Here is an 18,112-nt window from a genome sequence, read left to right as displayed (position 1 = left end):
AAAAATTCTCGCCTGGACACCACCGCCCTGAGCAACGCGTTATTGCTACAGTTCCCCAATTGGACTGTCCACGTGAACCGCACCGTGGATCAACTGACCACATCGTTGGAGTATTCTGCATGAACCGCAAAGGCGTCATTCTCGCCGGGGGCTCTGGCACCCGTTTACATCCAGCGACGCTGGCGATCAGTAAACAGTTATTGCCTGTATACGACAAACCGATGATCTACTATCCTCTCAGCACCCTGATGCTGACCGGAATTCAAGACATCCTGATCATTTCAACTCCGCAAGACATCCCGCGATTCCAACAGCTATTAGGCTCGGGAGAACAGTGGGGACTTAACCTGCAATATGCAGTCCAGCCGTCTCCTGATGGCTTGGCCCAGGCGTTCATCATCGGTGAGTCATTTCTGAACAACTCACACTCGGCACTCGTGCTCGGGGACAACATCTTCTATGGCCACGATTTCGCCAATCTGCTGAGCAACGCCAATAAGCGCAACGCCGGTGCTAGCGTATTCACCTACCACGTGCATGATCCGGAACGTTACGGCGTAGCGGAGTTTGACGCCGACGGCAAGGCGCTTTCTCTGGAAGAAAAACCGAAGACGCCCAAGTCGAATTACGCGGTCACAGGCCTATATTTCTATGACCAGCAGGTCGTGGACATCGCCAAACAGATAAAACCGTCGCCACGTGGCGAACTCGAAATCACCGATGTGAATCGAGTCTATCTCGAACAAGGCAACTTGTCTGTCGAGATAATGGGCCGCGGCTATGCGTGGTTGGATACAGGCACCCATGAATCCTTGCTGGAGGCAAGCCAATTCATCTCCACATTGGAAAACCGCCAAGGCTTGAAGGTGGCATGCCCCGAAGAAATCGCATATAGGCAGAAATGGATTACCGCGGAGCAGCTTGACGAACTAGCCACCGCTCTCCAGAAGACCGGCTATGGCCAATACCTGAAGCGCCTCCTCCATGAAAGGATATATTAATGAGAGCGATCTCTCTGGAAATTCCAGATGTCAAGGTTATCGAACCCAAGCTCTTCAAGGATAGGCGCGGATATTTCTTTGAGAGCTTCAACCATCGCGCGTTTGAAACGATAATTGAGGGAAAAGTTGAATTCGTCCAGGACAATCAGTCTTTATCCATGAAGAATGTATTGCGCGGACTGCACTATCAAATCAAGAACTCCCAAGGCAAGCTTCTTCGCGTACTCTCAGGTGAAGTATTCGATGTTGCAGTGGATATACGCCGGTCCTCCCCGACCTTCGGAAAATGGGTGGGCGAGATATTGTCTGCGGATAATAAGCGACAGCTTTGGATTCCGCCGGGATTTGCTCATGGATTTCTCGTCCTCTCCGACGTGGCGGAAGTTCTATACAAAACAACCGATTACTATGCACCGCAGCATGAGCGTTGCATCGCCTGGAACGACAATTCGCTAGATATACAATGGCCAATTTCCATCCCGCCGATACTATCAGTGTCCGACGAACAAGGTCTTCCTCTTAGCTCCGCGGAATTATTTACATGAGCACCGTATTCGTAACTGGTGGCGCGGGCTACATTGGCACCCATACCTGTTTGGAATTGCTACAGGCCGGGCACAAGGTATTTGTTTACGACAACCTCTCAAACAGCAGTCGCCTGGGCCTCGAGCGAGTAGAGAGGCTCGCGAAAGGAAGCATCGAGTTCATTGAAGGAGATGTTCGAGATGGAAGCACGCTTGAACACGCTCTTCGCCACAGCCAATGCGAATCCGTGATTCATTTCGCCGGATTGAAGGCTGTCGGAGAATCCGTCAAGAACCCGCTGATCTATTACGATAACAACGTCGTTGGCACCTACACCTTGCTGAATGCAATGCAGGCCACCGGCGTAAAGAAGCTGGTGTTCAGCTCATCGGCAACCGTTTATGGCGAACCGCAATCGCTGCCGATAGAGGAAGCACATCCCTTATCTGCCACGAATCCATACGGACGAACCAAGCTGATCGCCGAGGATATGTTGAGGGACCACTTCCACGCATATCCGGATTGGAACATCACAATATTGCGCTACTTCAACCCCGTAGGGGCGCATGAAAGCGGACTTATTGGCGAAGACCCCAAGGGTACCCCAAGCAATTTGATGCCCTTTATCGCCCAAGTCGCTGTCGGGATGCGCGAAAAATTGAATATCTGGGGCAACGATTATCCGACCCCCGATGGCACTGGAGTACGCGATTACATACATGTCGTCGATCTGGCTACCGGGCACCTGAGGGCGATAGAGAAGATAATGCCCCCTCAGTGTATTGAACTTAATCTGGGGACCGGGCGAGGATATAGCGTACTCGAAGTATTGCGCGCCTTCGAGGAGGCTAGCGGCAAGACCATCGCACACGAGTTCTTTCCACGGCGATCTGGCGACGTTGCAGCCTGCTTTGCGGGCACCAAGCATGCCGAGTCTATTTTGCAATGGCGGGCGGAACGAAATTTAAAGACCATGTGTGCAGACCATTGGCGTTGGCAGCACCTCAACCCCGCAGGGTACGCCTCAAACAACGATTTCGCGATTAAAAATGCAACGTAATAGCGGCTCCCCAATTGCGCTAGCAAGCAGTCTCTGGAACAACCGGGGACTTATCAAGACCTTGGTCAAACGAGATGTCCTGGGGCGATACAAGGGTTCCTTTCTCGGAATCATCTGGTCATTTTTTAACCCAGTGTTCATGCTGCTTGTTTACACCTTCATGTTTAGCGTGGTGTTCAAGTCTCGATGGCCTGGAGGAAGCGAGTCCAAGACTCAATTCGCAATCATTTTGTTTGCGGGGCTCATGGTTTTCAACCTTTTCGCCGAGGTGATTAATAGAGCACCCAGCCTGATTTTGGCGAATACGAACTACGTCAAGAAAGTCATATTTCCGTTGGAGATTCTGCCCGCCGTGGCCCTTGGCGCGGCGCTGTTTCATTTCTTTATCAGCATGATAGTGTGGCTATTGTTTTGTCTGATTTTTCTCGGCAACCCTCCCTACACCGCCCTGTTGCTGCCAATAATAATTTTTCCGCTATTGTTATTTACGCTCGGAATAACCTGGATATTGGCATCATTGGGCGTTTTTCTTCGTGATGTTGGACAGGTAATCAGCATCCTGACAATGGCGCTCATGTTCCTTTCGCCCATCTTCTACCCGATTTCGGCACTTCCTGAGGAGTATCAGGGATTCATGATGATGAACCCCATGACCCCAGTCGTCGAAGCAGTGCGCAACGCGCTGATTTGGGGAAAGACGCCGGATTGGTTGCTATATGGGCAATATACCCTGACTGCCGCCGTGATTGCTTGGCTTGGGTTTATGTGTTTCCAAAAAATGCGAAAAGGATTTGCTGATGTCCTCTGATATTGTCATTACCGTAGAGAACCTTAGCAAGTGCTACCAGATATACTCATCCCCCAGGGATAGACTTAAGCAGTTCTTTATCCCGAATTTTCAGCGGGCGATCGGAAGCGAGCCTCGCAACTATTTTCGAGAGTTTTGGGCACTTCGCGACGTATCCTTTGAGGTTAAGAAAGGCGAAAGTGTCGGCATTCTTGGACGCAATGGTTCCGGGAAATCCACCCTTCTGCAAATGATTTGCGGAACGCTATCGCCGACCGCTGGTAGCGTTGAGACTAAGGGGCGCATCGCCGCACTGCTCGAGTTGGGTTCTGGCTTCAATCCTGAGTTCACAGGGAGAGAAAACGTCTACATGAATGGCGCACTTCTGGGATTGAGCGGCCATCAGGTAGACGATAGATTTGATGCTATCGCTTCGTTCGCGGATATCGGCGACTTTATCGATCAACCCGTAAAAACGTATTCAAGCGGCATGCTGATTCGACTGGCCTTTGCCGTACAGGTCCAAGTGGAACCCGATATTCTCGTGGTGGACGAAGCGCTGGCGGTTGGTGACGCCCTTTTCCAGAAGCGCTGCTTCAGGCGCATCGAGAAATTGGTATCGGATGGCACAACTCTGCTTTTCGTTTCGCATGACCAGGAAAGCGTGCGGACCCTGACCAGCCGCGCCCTGCTTCTCAAGCAAGGGCGCACGGTCACGTGGGGCAAGTCCTCGGACGTGGTTTTGGAGTATCGGCGCCAACTTCACGACGAGGAATCTTCCTACTTCACCGCGGCCACAAAACAACTGGCGGCGAAGGCCCAGGCCGCAGCAACTCCTGAGCCTCCGGCGGACAGTGCAGATCAACCCGCAGGCAGCTCAGATACTGTCTCCCCCGCCGCTGCGCCGCGTTCGGACAAGCTGAGTTTTGGCGATGGAGAAGTAAAGATCGTCAAGGTCGAAACCCTGAATGGCGAAGGGCAAGACTCAACCGTCTTCTTCCCTGGCGACGAAATCCGCGTACGAATAACCTGCGAGGCCCTTAGGCCGGTCACGAACCTGAATGTTGGCGTAAGAATTCGCAATAAGGAAGGCATCAAGATCTACTCATGGGGTACATTGAATCAGGACATGAGGTCAAGGGCCTCGGCCTCCGATGTGCCCATGTTTTGGGAAAAAAAATTTTCTGCCGGCGAAACCTTTTCGGTCGAATTATCCTGCGACTGTCCGTTGGGTATGAATCTGTATGAAATACAGGCAACGGTGACTTTTGAGGAAACGCCGGACTACATGGCTCAGCGCGTGCTCCACTGGATAGATGAGGCCGCTTTTTTCCAGGTTCTGATGAATCGCGACGTGAATTTCTTTGGTGGAGTCGCGGATTTGAGGATGAACGCAAAATGGTAAAAGAAAACTCACCTAAATTCGATTCCCCCCCAAAAACGCAGACAGTTGTTGGCGGAATTGAGCGAGTAATTAACACTTGCGGCATGTCACGAATTTTATGTCTTGGCAAGATGAACTCGGCCCATGTAGCAGCACTGCTACTGCACGGAGTGGAAGCTGTTGGCCTGAGTGAGCCGCACGCAGGCGCGCAAGATGACCATGAGAAACTCCCGGAAGAGAGTTTCTCGGTTCCGACAACTGAGCTCCCTTTTCAGGATGGCGAATTCCATACTATTCTCGTTACCGACTACCTCGAGCATGTCCCCGCTGAGAATATAGGCCACGCCTTGGCCGAGATTCGACGCGTTACCAGACGTTATGTCTGGCTTCAAGTCACTACGTCTCAGGGCGAGCAGGACCCACCGTTTCTGACTGTTCAGAATCGCGCATGGTGGGAACGGGTGTGCTTTCAAGCAGGCTTCCGAAAGCATCCCGCCTACTATTCCATAAACAGCTATGAGAGCCTGAATTATGATGGTCCGATAATATCAATATTATTGGAGCGCATTTCGGATTTTGCTGAATCCAAGTACCCGCTCTCGGCATTGGAAGAAGAGCGCAGTCTGCACATGGACATGCTCCGAGATACCGGGACGAGATCTGATGCGCACGTAGGGCGTTATCACTTCGCATCCAAGTACATCAGAGCTGGCGACGTCGTCTTGGACGCCGCCTGTGGCCTTGGCTACGGTACCTACACATTGAGGGGCCTGACAGCCGGCTCTTCCTTCCGCGGCATTGACGGGAGCCCCTCGGCAATCGCCTACGCCAATACTTGCTTTGGTCAAGACTCATCCGTCGCCTTTTCGGAAGGGTTTCTTCCGGATTGTTTGGTCGACATACCGGATAACAGTGTCGACGTGGTCGTCTGCTTCGAAACGCTGGAGCACGTCGAACGGCCGGAAGATCTTTTGAAGGAGTTTCACCGCATCCTGCGCCCGAGCGGCAGAATAATATCGAGCGTCCCCCACGATTGGAGCGACGAAACAGGAGAGGATCCCAACCCCTACCATTTTCACGTCTACGACATTCAAAAGTTCTCCTCTCAGCTGGAGAAACATTTTGATGTGGAACATTTATTCGGGCAGACCGCAGATCGAGTGAAACTCGCGAACGGGAAATGCGAGTGGGTACCACGTCAACGTCTCCTGCGAGAGATTCCTCTCGACCAGGACTACAGTAACGTTGAATCTGAATGGTTATTGGGTGTTGCCGCAAAATCGCCAATCAGCGGCTTGAACGTCCCTTATGTTGAAAGAAGCTACACTCCTGAGGAATGTCTTGCCGGCGGAAATGCGCTGGCCTTTGCTCGGGATTACGAGAATCCTTGGCTTGTTCGAAGCATGGTTACCATCGGGTCTCGAACTTCGAACGGACGACTTCGCGAAAAGTGGGCCAAAGAGACGTTGGCTATTTCAGCTTCGCATAGCCCGGACGCGGGAGCAGCACTCTGTGTGCTCGCGTACCTCGCAGTTGGTCGAGAAATCGATCTTGATGCTGATGTGAACGATGCCATAAATCGCTACATCGACTATCCCGCGTCCACCAATCCCAACGTTCTCCGCTGGAGAGTGTCTCTTGCCTATGTTCAAGCCCTGCTCGCCTTAAGTCGTGGCGATCGAGACGACGCGAAACGGCTGTTCCGCTGGATACTTCGGGCAAATGCAGCAAGTTTCAGCGTCACATTGCTCACAAAGCCGGCACAGGCGGGCTATTTGCTCGGTCTAATGGAAGCGGCAGATGGCAACATGCCGGCTGCGCATCGCACTTGGCAGCGAACCGTAGCCGAGCTGCAAGCTGCACTGGCTGAATACTTTTCGACGGCCGCGCTCCCCCCCCCCGCCTTTGTCTTGCGCGAAACATCGACCGTGATGTTGTTCTGCGGACGAATGCTCGTAGCCGAACGCCACTCCGCCAGTCTCCATGTCGCGCCGGCCGCTTTTTTCTCGGACACGGTAAGTGACTATCTCTCTGAAATAGAACGTTTGACATCCCTCGTCCTTGATCACGAAAGAAGGCGTCTTGAGGGCCCTCAAGAGAATACGCAGCTGTCCGAACTGCGGAAGTATGTGCTTGCTCTGGAACAAAGCCGCAACGATCAAAAGATTCAGATGGAAGAGTTGCGCCAATATATCAAGGACCTTGAAGAAAGCCGTGCAACATTACTTCAGCAGTTGGCAGTGATTCAACCGCCGAAGGAAACGTAGGCTCCAACCGTGCACGATATCTCCAGGCAATCTCGCGGACGACAGCTTGCATTATTTTGCAATACGGCGTGCGAGACGAGTGATAGCATTCACATCAGTAAAGAACATGTATCTCGAAATGTCTCGATATGGCCTGAAGTTAATGTTGCCGAAACAATTTAATTACATTATGATATCAGATCGCACAAATATTTTTTGATTTTCTGTGAGATATCGACTGCGCGTGCAGACCATAAGAAATAACAGGATTTGCAATAAATGAAGAGCCTTAATGTCTGGATCGTAACGTCTGAGTTTCCACCCATGTACGGCGGTGGCATTAGCACGTACTGCTGGGAGGCCGGCTTAGCTTGGGCGACATCTGGTCATACGGCGACAGTGTTCACGCGCGCCAACCCGGGCCAAGCGGAAGTCAGCACGGAAAGGCTTCAAGAGCGATTTGATCTCGTTCGCGTCCCTGTTTCGGCCCCCGCTAAGCTGCAGGCAGCGCTGGGCCCCGCGCCTGCGCTGGACGAATTCGCCGCGCGCGGCCAGTTCGCGCTACCTGACCGCCGGCATCACCGACCTGATGCCGCGCGTCTTCGCCACCCGGCTGGCGCCGGTGGAGCATGCCTGCGGGCTGGCGCTGCTGGCGCTGGATCTGTCTGCCGGGCTGCGCGCGCGCTCGCGCGCCACCTGCTGCAAGGGTTCCGCGCCTGACGGCCCTTTCCGATACGGCCCCCTTTGCGGTGGCCGCCGCCCTCCGGCGGCCGCGGCTGTTACCAGGCCGCCGGCACGGTAAAAAAGAGGGTTGGATCGAGGCGGTTAAAATGTGAGCATGCGCATCGGCCCGTGGACTCTCCCCAACAACGTTCTGGTCGCGCCCATGGCGGGCGTGACGGACCGTCCTTTCCGCCAGCTTTGCAAGAAACTGGGGGCGGGTTACGCCGTGTCCGAAATGGCGGCGAGCAATCCCAGGCTCTGGGACAGCGTCAAAACCTCGCGCCGCCTCAACCACGACGGCGAGATCGCCCCCGTTTCGGTGCAGATCGCGGGAGCGGACCCCGCGATGATGGCGGAAGCCGCCGTGTTCAATGCGCACAAAGGCGCGAAGATCATCGACATCAATATGGGCTGCCCGGTCAAGAAGGTGTGCAACGTGGCCTCCGGCTCCGCGCTGCTGCGCCACGAAGACCTGATCGCGCGCATCCTGGAGGCGGTGGTCGAAGCCTGCGCCCCCCTGGGAGTGCCGGTCACGCTCAAGACCCGCACCGGCTGGGACCGCGAAAACCGCAATGCGTTGCGGGTGGCCCGGCTGGCCGAGAACGCCGGCATCGCCGCCCTGACGCTGCACGGCCGCACCCGGGCCGACCTGTACGCGGGCAAGGCCGAGTACGACACCATACGCGCCGTCAAGGCCGAGATCGGGATTCCCGTGATCGCCAACGGCGACATCGATTCCCCCGAGAAAGCCCGGCGCGTCCTGGATTACACTTCTGCCGATGCGGTCATGATCGGCCGGGCCGCGCAAGGCCGTCCCTGGATTTTCCGCGAGATCGACCACTACCTGCGCACCGGGCGGACGCTGGCGCCGCCCACCCATGCGGAAATGCGCGAGCTGCTGCTCGAACATCTCGACGACCACTACCGCTTCTATGGCGAGCACACCGGCGTGCGCACGCGCGCAAGCACATAGGCTGGTACCTGGAAAGCCTGCCGGGCGCGGACGCGTTCCTCGCCCGCATGAACCGGATCGACAACACCCGCGACCAGTGGCGGGCCGTGGCCGACTGGTTCGATCTCCTGCAAGAGGAGGCCGGCTCCGGCCGGCCCCCTGCGGACGGCCCGGACGCCCTGCGGGCGGCGCCGGCAGTCCGGCATCACGCGCGGCGGCACTCATCCGGCGCCCGCCGCAAACGCCCTGCTGGCGGCATAACCGCCTAACACCAACATAAAAATATCTGTACTCCCATGAGCAAGAAAGATGTCCTGGAAGAATGCGTGCGCGCCAGCCTGGAGCGCTATTTCGAAGACTTGGGCGAATCCGAGCCCCACGACATGTGGGACATGGTGATGCGCTGCGTGGAGCGCCCGGTGCTCGAAGTGGCCCTGGAACGCTCCGGCGGCAACCAGTCGCGGGCGTCCGAAATGCTGGGCATCACCCGCAACACGCTGCGCAAGAAGCTGCTGGCGCACAACATCCAGGTATAGCTTTCCGCGGGCGGCTCCGGCCGTCCTCCGATTTCCCATCCGACCTGAACGAGAAAGGCCCGCGCGCCTCCTTCCGTCCCCATCATGAAAATCGAAACCGCCCTGATCTCGGTGTCCGACAAGACCGGCATCGTTGAATTCGCCCGCGCCCTGGCCGCGCGCGGCGTGCGCCTGCTTTCCACGGGAGGCACCGCCCGCCTGCTGGCCGACGCCGGCCTCGCCGTGACGGAAGTGGCCGCCCACACCGGCTCGCCGGAAATCCTCGACGGCCGCGTCAAGACGCTGCACCCCAAGATCCATGGCGGCCTGCTGGCCCGCCGCGACAGCGCTGAGCACATGGAAACCATCAAGCAGGCGGGCATCGACCGCATCGACATGCTGGTGGTCAACCTGTACCCGTTCCGCGAAACCGTCGCCAAGCCCGGCTGCACGTTTGCCGACGCGGTCGAGAACATCGACATCGGCGGCCCCGCCATGCTGCGCGCCGCCGCCAAGAACCACGGCACCGAGGCCGGCGGCGTGACCGTCGTGATCGACCCGGCCGACTACTCGCGCGTGCTGGCCGAGATGGACAACGGCGGCAAGACTTCCTACGGCCTGCGCCTGGCGCTGGCGGCCAAGGTGTACGCGCATACCGCCGCCTACGACGGCGCCATCGCCGCCTACCTGAGCAGCCTGGCCGAGCCCGAGCCCGCCCAGGACGCCGCGCCCGCCCGCAACGACTGGCCGGGCACGCTGACCATCCAGGTCAGGCAGCAGCAGGCGCTGCGCTATGGCGAAAACCCGCACCAGACCGCCGCCTTCTACGTGGACGGAGAGCGTCACGCCGGCCTGCTGGGCAACTACCGCCAGCTCCAGGGCAAGGAACTTTCGTACAACAACATCGCCGACGCCGACGCGGCCTGGGAATGCGCGCGCAGCTTCGAGGCGCCGACCTGCGTGATCGTCAAGCACGCCAACCCCTGCGGCGTGGCCGTGGGCGAGAACACGCTGGATGCCTACCAGAAAGCCTTCAAGACCGATCCCACCTCGGCCTTCGGCGGCATTATCGCGTTCAACCGCCCCGTGGACGCCGCCACGGCGGAAGCCGTCAGCGCGCAGTTCCTGGAAGTGCTGCTCGCGCCGGCCTATGACGGCGCGGCGCTGGCCATCCTGGCCGCCAAGAAGAACGTGCGCGTGCTGGAAGTGCCCATGGGCACGGGCCAGAACGCGTTCGACGTCAAGCGCGTGGGCGGCGGCTGGCTGGTGCAGAGCCCGGACGCCTACAACGTGCCGCGCGATGCGCTGAAGGTGGTGACCCGGCGCCAGCCCACCGAGCAGGAAATGAACGATCTCATGTTCGCCTGGAAGGTGGCCAAGTACGTCAAGTCCAACGCCATCGTGTTCACGGGCGGCGGCATGACGCTGGGCGTGGGCGCGGGCCAGATGAGCCGCATCGACTCCGCCCGCATCGCCTCCATCAAGGCGGAGAACGCCGGCCTGACCCTGCAGGGCTCGGCCGTGGCCTCGGACGCTTTCTTCCCGTTCCGCGACGGCCTGGACGTGGTGGTGGCGGCCGGCGCGAGCTGCGTGATCCAGCCCGGCGGCAGCGTGCGCGACGACGAAGTCATCGACCGCCGCCGACGAGCACGGCATCGCCATGGTGCTGACCGGCGCCCGCCACTTCCGCCACTGATGCGCGTCCTCGGCATCGATCCCGGCCTGCGCCGCACCGGCTTCGGCGTGATCGATGCCGACGGCATGCGGCTGCGCTACGTGGCCAGCGGGACCATCGTGGTCCGCCCGCGCTGCCGCTGCCGGAGCGGCTCAAGGTCATCCTGGACAACCTGCGCCAGGTGGCGCGCGACACGCGGCCCGACGTGGCCGCGCTCGAAATCGTCTTTCTCAACACCAACCCCGCTTCCACCCTGCTGCTGGGCCAGGCCCGCGGCGCGGCCCTTGTGCGCGCTGGCCGACAGCGCGCTGGACGTGCACGAGTACACCGCCCTGCAGATCAAGAAAGCCGTGGTGGGAACGGCGCGCGGCCAAGGAACAGGTGCAGATGATGGTGCAGCACCTGCTGGTCGGCTGGACGGCGCGCCCGCGCCCGACTCGGCCGACGCGCTGGCCTGCGCCATCTGCCACGCGCACGTGGGCCCCTTGCAGGGCAAGCTCGAACGCCTGGGCGCCAGCCTGGGCGCGGCGGGCAGGACGCGGCTGCGCAACGGCCGCCTGGTGGGCTAGGGCGAACACGCCCTGGAACCCCGGCGCCCGGCTTTGTATAGAATCGCGGCATCGCCGCGCCCGCGGCCCCTCCCCTGCCTGGACCCGCCATGATCGGACGCATTACCGGAACCCTGATCGAGAAACTGCCGCCCACCGTCTGCGTGGACGTCAACGGCGTGGGATATGACATCGACGTGCCCATGAGCACGCTCTACGCGCTGCCCGAGACGGGCGCGCGCGTGACGCTCTATACCCACCTCGCCGTGCGCGAAGACGCCCACATCCTGTATGGCTTCGGCACCGCGGCCGAGCGCGGGGCGTTCCGCGAGCTCATCAAGGTCAGCGGCATCGGCGCGCGCACCGCGCTCGCGGTGCTGTCGGGGCTCTCGGTGGCCGAACTGGCGCAGGCCGTGACGCAGCAGGAATCGGGCCGCCTGACCCGCGTGCCGGGCATCGGCAAGAAAACCGCGGAACGGCTGCTGCTGGAAATGCGCGGCAAGCTGGGCGCCGACATCGGCGCCGCGCCCCATGCCGCGCCCGACAGCCAGTCGGACATCCTGAACGCGCTGCTGGCGCTGGGCTATTCGGAAAAGGAATCGCTCGCCGCCCTGAAGAACCTGCCCGAAGGCGTGGGCGTGTCGGAAGGCATCAAGCTCGCCCTCAAGGCCCTGGTGCGCTGAGGGCGACCGGCCAGGGCGACCGGCGAGGGCGACCGGCGAGGGCCGCGCGTTTCAGCGCAGCGGCGTGCCGCCGCGCAGGTAGCCGGGCGCCACCGCCTCCAGCCCGGTGGGCACCACGCGCAGCTCCGGCGCGATGGGCCCGGCGCAGACGTTGTCGGTGCGCAGCGAGTCGAGATTGTCGCGCGACATCAGCGGCTCTCCCGGCATGCACTCGAACAGCCGCGCCTGCAGGCGCCCCAGGCCCATGGGCACCGGCAGCACCGGGCGCGGATGGCCGCCCCAGCCGCGCACCAGCCGCGCGATCTCGCCCAGCGTGTAGACCTGCGGACCGCCGAGTTCGTATGTCTTGCCGCCCGCGTGGGAATCGGTCAACGCGGTTTCCATGGCCTTGACCACGTCGCCCACGTAGACCGGCTGCATGCGCGCGCCGGCGCCCGCCAAGGGCAGCGCCGGCAGGCAGCGGGCCAGGCGGGCGAAGCGGTTGGTGAACTTGTCGTCGGGGCCGAAGACCACGGAGGGGCGGAAGATGGTCCAGCCTTGCGGGTTCCAGTCGGCGAATTCCTGCTTGACGGCGGCTTCGCCGTCGCCCTTGGAACGCTGGTACATGCTGGGACCGCCGGAATCCGCGCCCAGCGCGCTCATGTGCAACATGCGCCGCACGCCCTGACGCCGGCAGGCTGCCGCCAGGCGCTGCGGCAGGTGCACATGCACGCGGGCGAAGTCGGATCCGTAGGGCCGGCCGCTGTTTCCATGCAGAATGCCCGCCAGATTGACCACCGCATCACAGCCCTCGGCCAGGCGGTCGAGCGTGGCGTCGTCCTGGACATCGGCCTCCAGCACCGTGACGGTGGGCAAGAGTTGCAGGTCGCGCCCCCGCGCGTAGAGGCGGGAGGGAACCAGAACCTGATGCTGGCCGGCGCTCAGGCGCGCCACCAGATGACGGCCGATGAAGCCGGTGCCGCCGATGACAAGAATACGCATGTAGCAGCCCCTCTCGTGCGTCGGGATTCAAGCCCGATTCTGCCCTGCGTGGACGACAACCGCAAGCGCGGACGGCGCCGGCGCGCCGCTCGCGCCTGGTATGCGTCTAGGAAGCCAGCAGGCGGGCGTAGGACGCCAGGTCGACGTTGCCGCCGCTGATGATGACGCCGACCCGCGCACCGCGCACCGGCACCACGTTCTGCAGCACGGCCGACGCGGCCAGGCAGCCGGTGGGCTCCACCACCATCTTCATGCGCTCGGCGAAGAACTTCATGGTGGAGACGAGCTGCTCGTCCTTGACCGTGACGATGTCGCGCACGTACTTCTGGATGAGCGGGAAGGTGAGATGCCCGAGATGCGTGGTGGCGGCGCCGTCGGCCAGGGTCTTGGGCGCCTGGATTCGGACGATTTCGCCTTTGCGCAGCGATTGCTGGCCGTCGTTGCCGGCCTCGGGCTCCACGCCGTACACCAGGCAGCGCGGGCTGAGGGCGTAGGCCGAGAGCGCCGAACCCGACAGCAGGCCGCCGCCGCCCAGACAGACGAACAGGTAGTCCAGTTCGCCGACTTCCTCGAACAGCTCCTTGGCGGCCGTGCCCTGGCCGGCGATCACGTCGGCGTGGTCGTAGGGCGGGATCAGCGTGGCGCCGGTTTCGGCCTGGATGCGGCGCGCGATGTCTTCGCGGTCTTCCGTGTAGCGGTCATAGGTGACGATCTTGCCGCCATAGCCTTCGGTGGCGGCGCGCTTGGCCGCGGGCGCGTCCAGGGGCATGATGATGGTGGCCTGCACGCCCTGCAGCCGCGAAGCCAGCGCGATGGCCTGCGCGTGGTTGCCGGACGAGAACGTCAGCACGCCGGCGCGCGCTGACCGGGCGTCAGGCGCGCGATGGCGTTGTAGCCGCCGCGGAACTTGAAGGCGCCCATGCGCTGGAAGTTTTCGCACTTGAAGAAGACCTGCGCTCCGGCGACGGCGTTCGCCGTGGCGGAGGTGAGCACCGGCGTGCGATGCGCGTTGCCGGCCAGGCGCTCGCTGGCGCGCACGACGTCGTCATAGGAAGGCAGTTCGGGCTGCTGCATGGAGATCGGTCCTTGAATCGCGGGTACGGAAACCCTGCGATGATAAACCCGCCTGGCGCCGGCGCGGACGGCCTACTTGCCGAACAGGTCGCCGCTCGCGCTGGCCGCGCCGGCGGGCGGCGTGAGGCCCAGGTGGCGCCAGGTGGTCAGCGTGGCGGTACGCCGCGCGGCGTGCGCTGCAGGTAGCCGTGCTGGATCAGGTAGGGCTCGATGACGTCCTCGATGGTGTCGCGCTCTTCGCCGATGGCGGCGGCCAGGCTGTCCACGCCCACCGGCCCGCCGTCGAACTTGTGGACGATGGCTTCCAGCAGCTTGCGGTCCATCAGGTCCAGGCCCTGCGGGTCCACCTCCAGCATGGAAAGCGCCCGGCCCGCCACATCGGCGTCGATGAGGCCGCCCGCCTTGACCTCCGCGTAGTCGCGCACGCGCGCAGCAGGGCGGTTGGCGATGCGCTGCGTGCCGCGCGCGCGCGCGCGACCTCGGCCGCGCCCTCGGGCGTGATGGCGGCGTTGAGCAGGCGCGCGCTGCGCGTCACGATGCGGCCCAGGTCGGCAGCGTCGTAGAACTCCAGGCGCGAGACGATGCCGAAACGGTCGCGCAGCGGATTGGTCAGCATGCCGGCGCGCGTGGTGGCGCCCACCAGCGTGAAGGGCTGCAGGTCCAGCTTGACGCTGCGCGCGGCCGGGCCTTCGCCGATGAGGATGTCGATCTGGAAATCCTCCAGCGCCGGATACAGAATTTCCTCGACCACCGGCGACAGCCGGTGAATCTCGTCGATGAACAGCACGTCGTTCTTCTCGAGATTGGTGAGCAGCGCGGCCAGGTCGCCCGGGCGCTCCAGCACCGGGCCGGACGTCTGGCGCAGCTGCACCCCCATTTCGTGCGCGATGATGTGGGCCAGCGTGGTCTTGCCCAGCCCGGGCGGGCCGAAGAGCAGGACGTGGTCCAGGGCCTCGCCGCGCTGGCGGGCGGCGGCGATGAAGATCTCAAGCTGCTCGCGCGCGCGCTGCTGGCCGACGTACTCCTGCAGCGCCTTCGGGCGCAGGGCGCGTTCGATGGACTCCTCGTTGGACGACACCGGTTGCGGCGTCACGATGCGGGCAGTGTCGGCGCGGGTAGAGAGGGAATCGGACTGTATGGCCATGTTGCGGGAACGGCGATGATGAATGCAGCAAGCATCGTACCGTAATGCGGGCCGCGGCGCGCCCCGCCGGACGGGCGCGGCCGGCGGGGCGTACAGGCCCTAGTTTCGGCCAGCGGCAGGCGGACGCGCACGCACAGCCCGCCGGACTCGGCCTGGCGCAGCTCCAGCGACCCGCCGTGCGCGCGCGCGATGGCTTCGGCCAGCGCCAGGCCCAGGCCCACGCTGCCGGTGCGGGTGCGGGCATCGTCGAGCCGGCTGAACGGGCGCAGGGCTTCGAGCCGGCGCTCGGGCGCGATGCCCTCCCCGTGGTCGGCCACGTCCAGCACGCCGCGCGGCCTTCGCGGCGCAGGTGGATCTCGACCGGCGGCCGGGCATGGTTGAGCGCGTTGCCGATGAGATTGTCGAGCAGCCTCCCGAGCGCGACCGCGTCGGCCTGCACCGTGAGCCCCGGCTCTTCGTCCATGTGCAACCGCACGTCGGTGCCCGCGCCCAGCCAGGCGCCCACGCGCTCGGCCAGCCAGTCGCCCAGCGCCATGGGCGCATAGCGATAGGCGGCCGGGTCCGTGCCGCGCACGAAACCGATGAACTGGTCCACCATGTGCTGCATGTCGCGCAGATCGGTGCGCAGCCCTTCCTTGAGGTCGGAGTCGTCGGCCAGCTCGACCCGCAGCCACATGCGCGACAGCGGCCCCTTCAGATCGTGGGGCAGGCCGGAGAGCAGGGTGCGGCGCACCGAATCGGATTCGGCCAGCGCGTCGAGCATGGCGTTGAAGCCCTGGTGCCGCCCGTCGCGCGTCAGCAGCGCCAGCACCTCGCCCACGGTGGAGGCGGCGTCCCACTCGCGCAGCGTCTTCACCACGAACGCGCGGATCACGCCACGCACGGCCTGCTCGTCCAGCATGTCCCAGCGTCTGCAGCGCCACTTTGCGCGCGCCGTCGGCCAGCGTGCGCACCGCGGCCGGCCCAGCCAACGCGACAGCCGCGCCGCCGGATCGAACAGGCGCAGTTTCTCGATGAGCGCGTCGGGGTCCAGGAAATGGTCGCGCACGAATGCGGCCAGGCTGTCGCCGATGCGGTCCTTGTTGCTGGGAATGATGGCGGTGTGCGGAATGGGCAGCCCCAGCGGCCGGCGGAACAGCGCCACCACGGCGAACCAGTCCGCCAGCGCGCCCACGGTGGCCGCCTCGCAGAAGGCGCGCACCCAGGCCCAGACGCCCTGGCCGCCCATGGCGTGGCTGGCGACGAAGCCGCCGACCATGGCGGCCAGCAGCGCCACGGCGGCGATCTTCATGCGGCGCAGCTGCGCCAGGCGGGGGTCGGCGGTCGGGTGGTCGGTCATGGCTGGACGGGGGCGAAAGCGGAAGCGCGCGCCGGCAGCAGTCCGGCTCCCTGGGCGCGCTCCAGGATGAATTCGATCATCATCGCGATGGCGCGCGGATGATGGCGGTTGGGCATGTACAGCATGTACATGGCGCGCCCGAAGATACTCAGCCGCCAGTCGCCCAGGGCCTCCAGCAGGCGGCCCTGGGCCACGTCCTCGTGCACCACGTAGTCCGGCAGGATGGCCACGCCCAGCCCCGCCAGCGCGGCGTCGCGCAGGAATGCGTAATTGCGCGAGATCACCGTGGGCTCCAGCACCACCTGCTCGCGCGGCGCGTTGCCGCGATACGCGGACAGCCGCAGCGGCCGGCCGATGACGGCCGCGCTGATCACCGGCGCGCCGGCCAGCGCCTGCGGATCCGGCGGCAGGCCATGCCGCGCCGCGTACCCGGGCGAGGCGCAGGCCGCGTAGCGCACCTGCCCCAGCTCGCGCGCCACCAGGTTCTGCGGCGGCTCCGACATGATGCGCACGGCAATGTCCACCTCGTCGCGCAGCAGATCGTCCACGCTGTTCTCGAACAGCACGTCGAGCACGATGCCGGGGTACGCGCGCTTGAATTCCAGCAGCCAGGGCGTCATCACGAACTGGCCGTAGCCGCTGGGCACGCTCAGCCGCACCTTGCCCTGCGGCGTCTTGCCCAGCGTCTGCACCGCCTCGCGCGCGGCCACCAGCTCTTCCAGGATGCTGCGGCCATGCTGGTAGAGCTTGAGTCCGATTTCGGTGGGCTCCACGCGCCGGGTGGTGCGGCGCACCAGCTGCATACCCACGGCGCGCTCGAGCTGCGCCAGGTGGTAGCTCACGTTGGCGCGCGTCATCTTGAGCCGGCGCGCCGCCTCGCTCAGGTTGCCGGCGTCCAGGATCTCCACCAGCAGGGTCAGGGATTTGGTGTCCACAGCCAGCTTCCTTCTGCCTGAAATCGGATCATTGTCAAATTTTCTTGAACGTCATGTCAATGGATGATGCCATTGTCAAATCCGGACTGACGGGAAAGAATGAAGCCCGACCAAGACGGCCCCCCAAGGCCCGCCCAGGAGACACTGCATGACAGACCCCGCCAGCGCGGGCCGCCCGCGCGCGCCGCCAGGACGACCTACTCATCGTCGTCGTCGACCATCCTCCCGTGAATGCGCTGAGCGCCGACGTGCGGGCGCGGCCTGGCCGAGGCCACGCCCAGGCCGGCGTCGACCCGCAGGTGCGCGCCGTGGTGCTGGCCGGCGCGGGCGCCAACTTCATCGCGGGCGGCCGAGATCCGCGAATTCGGCAAGCCGCCGCGTCCGCCCGCCCTGCCCGACGTCTGCAACGCCATCGAGAACTGCCCCAAACCCGTGGTGGCCGCGCTGCACGGCGCGGCGCTGGGCGGCGGGCTGGAAGTGGCCTGGCGGCGCACTACCGCGTGGCCCTGCCCGATGCGCGCCTTGGCCTGCCCGAAGTCA

At 62.8% G+C, this 18,112-nt stretch carries 11 protein-coding genes and 8 pseudogenes; 13 read left to right on the top strand and 6 right to left on the bottom strand.

The features are described 5' to 3' along the window. The first annotated feature begins 119 nt into the window (after positions 1-119). From rfbA to ruvA, 12 genes and pseudogenes are all read left to right on the top strand, one after another. Positions 120-1,001, top strand: a complete 882-nt coding sequence (gene rfbA / locus AD428_RS08715) for a glucose-1-phosphate thymidylyltransferase RfbA (protein ID WP_053244733.1) — start codon at positions 120-122, stop codon at positions 999-1,001. Further along, positions 1,001-1,546 (top strand): dTDP-4-dehydrorhamnose 3,5-epimerase, encoded by a 546-nt coding sequence (rfbC, locus tag AD428_RS24655; protein ID WP_082308307.1) that lies wholly within the window; start codon positions 1,001-1,003, stop codon positions 1,544-1,546. Before rfbA ends, rfbC begins: the two co-directional genes overlap by 1 nt. Beyond that, positions 1,543-2,586: a UDP-glucose 4-epimerase GalE gene (galE, locus tag AD428_RS08710; RefSeq protein WP_053244734.1), complete on the top strand. Its 1,044-nt coding sequence runs from the start codon at positions 1,543-1,545 to the stop codon at positions 2,584-2,586. Before rfbC ends, galE begins: the two co-directional genes overlap by 4 nt. After that, a complete protein-coding gene (locus AD428_RS08705; RefSeq protein WP_053244735.1) occupies positions 2,576-3,394 on the top strand; it encodes an ABC transporter permease in 819 nt (272 codons plus the stop codon). Before galE ends, AD428_RS08705 begins: the two co-directional genes overlap by 11 nt. After that, positions 3,384-4,778, top strand: coding sequence for an ABC transporter ATP-binding protein (locus tag AD428_RS08700; protein WP_053244736.1), 1,395 nt, complete (start codon positions 3,384-3,386; stop codon positions 4,776-4,778). The genes AD428_RS08705 and AD428_RS08700 overlap by 11 nt, the downstream gene beginning before the upstream one ends. Beyond that, the gene (locus tag AD428_RS24650) at positions 4,772-7,024 is read left to right on the top strand and encodes a methyltransferase domain-containing protein (RefSeq protein ID WP_082308329.1); all 2,253 of its coding nucleotides are present in this window, start codon (positions 4,772-4,774) and stop codon (positions 7,022-7,024) included. Before AD428_RS08700 ends, AD428_RS24650 begins: the two co-directional genes overlap by 7 nt. A 476-nt stretch (positions 7,025-7,500) precedes the next feature. Further along, positions 7,501-7,723: pseudogene (locus AD428_RS27655) on the top strand (monooxygenase); the annotation flags it as partial. Positions 7,724-7,841: 118 nt separating this feature from the next. Continuing rightward, positions 7,842-8,947: pseudogene (gene dusB, locus AD428_RS08675) on the top strand (tRNA dihydrouridine synthase DusB). 27 nt (positions 8,948-8,974) lie between these two features. After that, complete coding sequence (locus AD428_RS08670; RefSeq protein WP_006217670.1) at positions 8,975-9,214, top strand: helix-turn-helix domain-containing protein; 240 nt, start codon at positions 8,975-8,977, stop codon at positions 9,212-9,214. Between the two features lie 84 nt (positions 9,215-9,298). Then, positions 9,299-10,889: pseudogene (gene purH / locus AD428_RS08665) on the top strand (bifunctional phosphoribosylaminoimidazolecarboxamide formyltransferase/IMP cyclohydrolase). After that, positions 10,886-11,437 carry a crossover junction endodeoxyribonuclease RuvC gene (locus AD428_RS24640; RefSeq protein ID WP_432205842.1) on the top strand — a complete coding sequence of 184 codons (552 nt, stop codon included), beginning with the start codon at positions 10,886-10,888 and terminating at the stop codon, positions 11,435-11,437. The pseudogene purH and the gene AD428_RS24640 overlap by 4 nt, the downstream one beginning before the upstream one ends. Before the next feature lie 89 nt (positions 11,438-11,526). Beyond that, positions 11,527-12,099: a Holliday junction branch migration protein RuvA gene (gene ruvA / locus AD428_RS08655; RefSeq protein WP_053244884.1), complete on the top strand. Its 573-nt coding sequence runs from the start codon at positions 11,527-11,529 to the stop codon at positions 12,097-12,099. A 51-nt stretch (positions 12,100-12,150) separates the two neighbouring features. On the opposite strand, the gene AD428_RS08650 is transcribed toward ruvA, so the two are convergent. The 6 genes and pseudogenes from AD428_RS08650 to AD428_RS08625 all read right to left on the bottom strand — a co-directional run bounded on the left by AD428_RS08650 (position 12,151) and on the right by AD428_RS08625 (position 17,572). Continuing rightward, on the bottom strand, positions 12,151-13,080 hold the full coding sequence (locus AD428_RS08650) for a complex I NDUFA9 subunit family protein (RefSeq protein ID WP_053244883.1): 930 nt from the start codon (positions 13,078-13,080) through the stop codon (positions 12,151-12,153). 106 nt (positions 13,081-13,186) lie between these two features. Beyond that, positions 13,187-14,154: pseudogene (locus AD428_RS08645) on the bottom strand (threo-3-hydroxy-L-aspartate ammonia-lyase). Between the two features lie 72 nt (positions 14,155-14,226). Then, positions 14,227-15,298 (bottom strand): annotated as a pseudogene (ruvB, locus tag AD428_RS08640) (Holliday junction branch migration DNA helicase RuvB). A 104-nt stretch (positions 15,299-15,402) separates the two neighbouring features. Further along, a pseudogene (locus AD428_RS24635) lies at positions 15,403-16,070 on the bottom strand (sensor histidine kinase); the annotation flags it as partial. Between the two features lie 54 nt (positions 16,071-16,124). Beyond that, positions 16,125-16,526: pseudogene (locus tag AD428_RS27040) on the bottom strand (DUF445 family protein); the annotation flags it as partial. A 107-nt stretch (positions 16,527-16,633) separates the two neighbouring features. Next, on the bottom strand, positions 16,634-17,572 hold the full coding sequence (locus AD428_RS08625; protein ID WP_053244881.1) for a LysR family transcriptional regulator: 939 nt from the start codon (positions 17,570-17,572) through the stop codon (positions 16,634-16,636). Positions 17,573-17,775: 203 nt separating this feature from the next. Here AD428_RS08625 and AD428_RS27650 point away from each other — a divergent pair. Then, positions 17,776-18,112: pseudogene (locus tag AD428_RS27650) on the top strand (enoyl-CoA hydratase-related protein); the annotation flags it as partial.

This window comes from Achromobacter sp. DMS1 (assembly GCF_001270295.1).
This window is presented reverse-complemented; position numbering and strand designations above follow the sequence as displayed.

Coding starts and splice junctions, on each gene's coding strand:
- rfbA (WP_053244733.1), top strand. CDS start 120: ATGAACCGCAAAGGCGTCATTCTCGCCGGGGGCTCTGGCACCCGTTTA.
- rfbC (WP_082308307.1), top strand. CDS start 1,001: ATGAGAGCGATCTCTCTGGAAATTCCAGATGTCAAGGTTATCGAACCC.
- galE (WP_053244734.1), top strand. CDS start 1,543: ATGAGCACCGTATTCGTAACTGGTGGCGCGGGCTACATTGGCACCCAT.
- AD428_RS08705 (WP_053244735.1), top strand. CDS start 2,576: ATGCAACGTAATAGCGGCTCCCCAATTGCGCTAGCAAGCAGTCTCTGG.
- AD428_RS08700 (WP_053244736.1), top strand. CDS start 3,384: ATGTCCTCTGATATTGTCATTACCGTAGAGAACCTTAGCAAGTGCTAC.
- AD428_RS24650 (WP_082308329.1), top strand. CDS start 4,772: ATGGTAAAAGAAAACTCACCTAAATTCGATTCCCCCCCAAAAACGCAG.
- AD428_RS08670 (WP_006217670.1), top strand. CDS start 8,975: ATGAGCAAGAAAGATGTCCTGGAAGAATGCGTGCGCGCCAGCCTGGAG.
- ruvA (WP_053244884.1), top strand. CDS start 11,527: ATGATCGGACGCATTACCGGAACCCTGATCGAGAAACTGCCGCCCACC.
- AD428_RS08650 (WP_053244883.1), bottom strand. CDS start 13,080: ATGCGTATTCTTGTCATCGGCGGCACCGGCTTCATCGGCCGTCATCTG.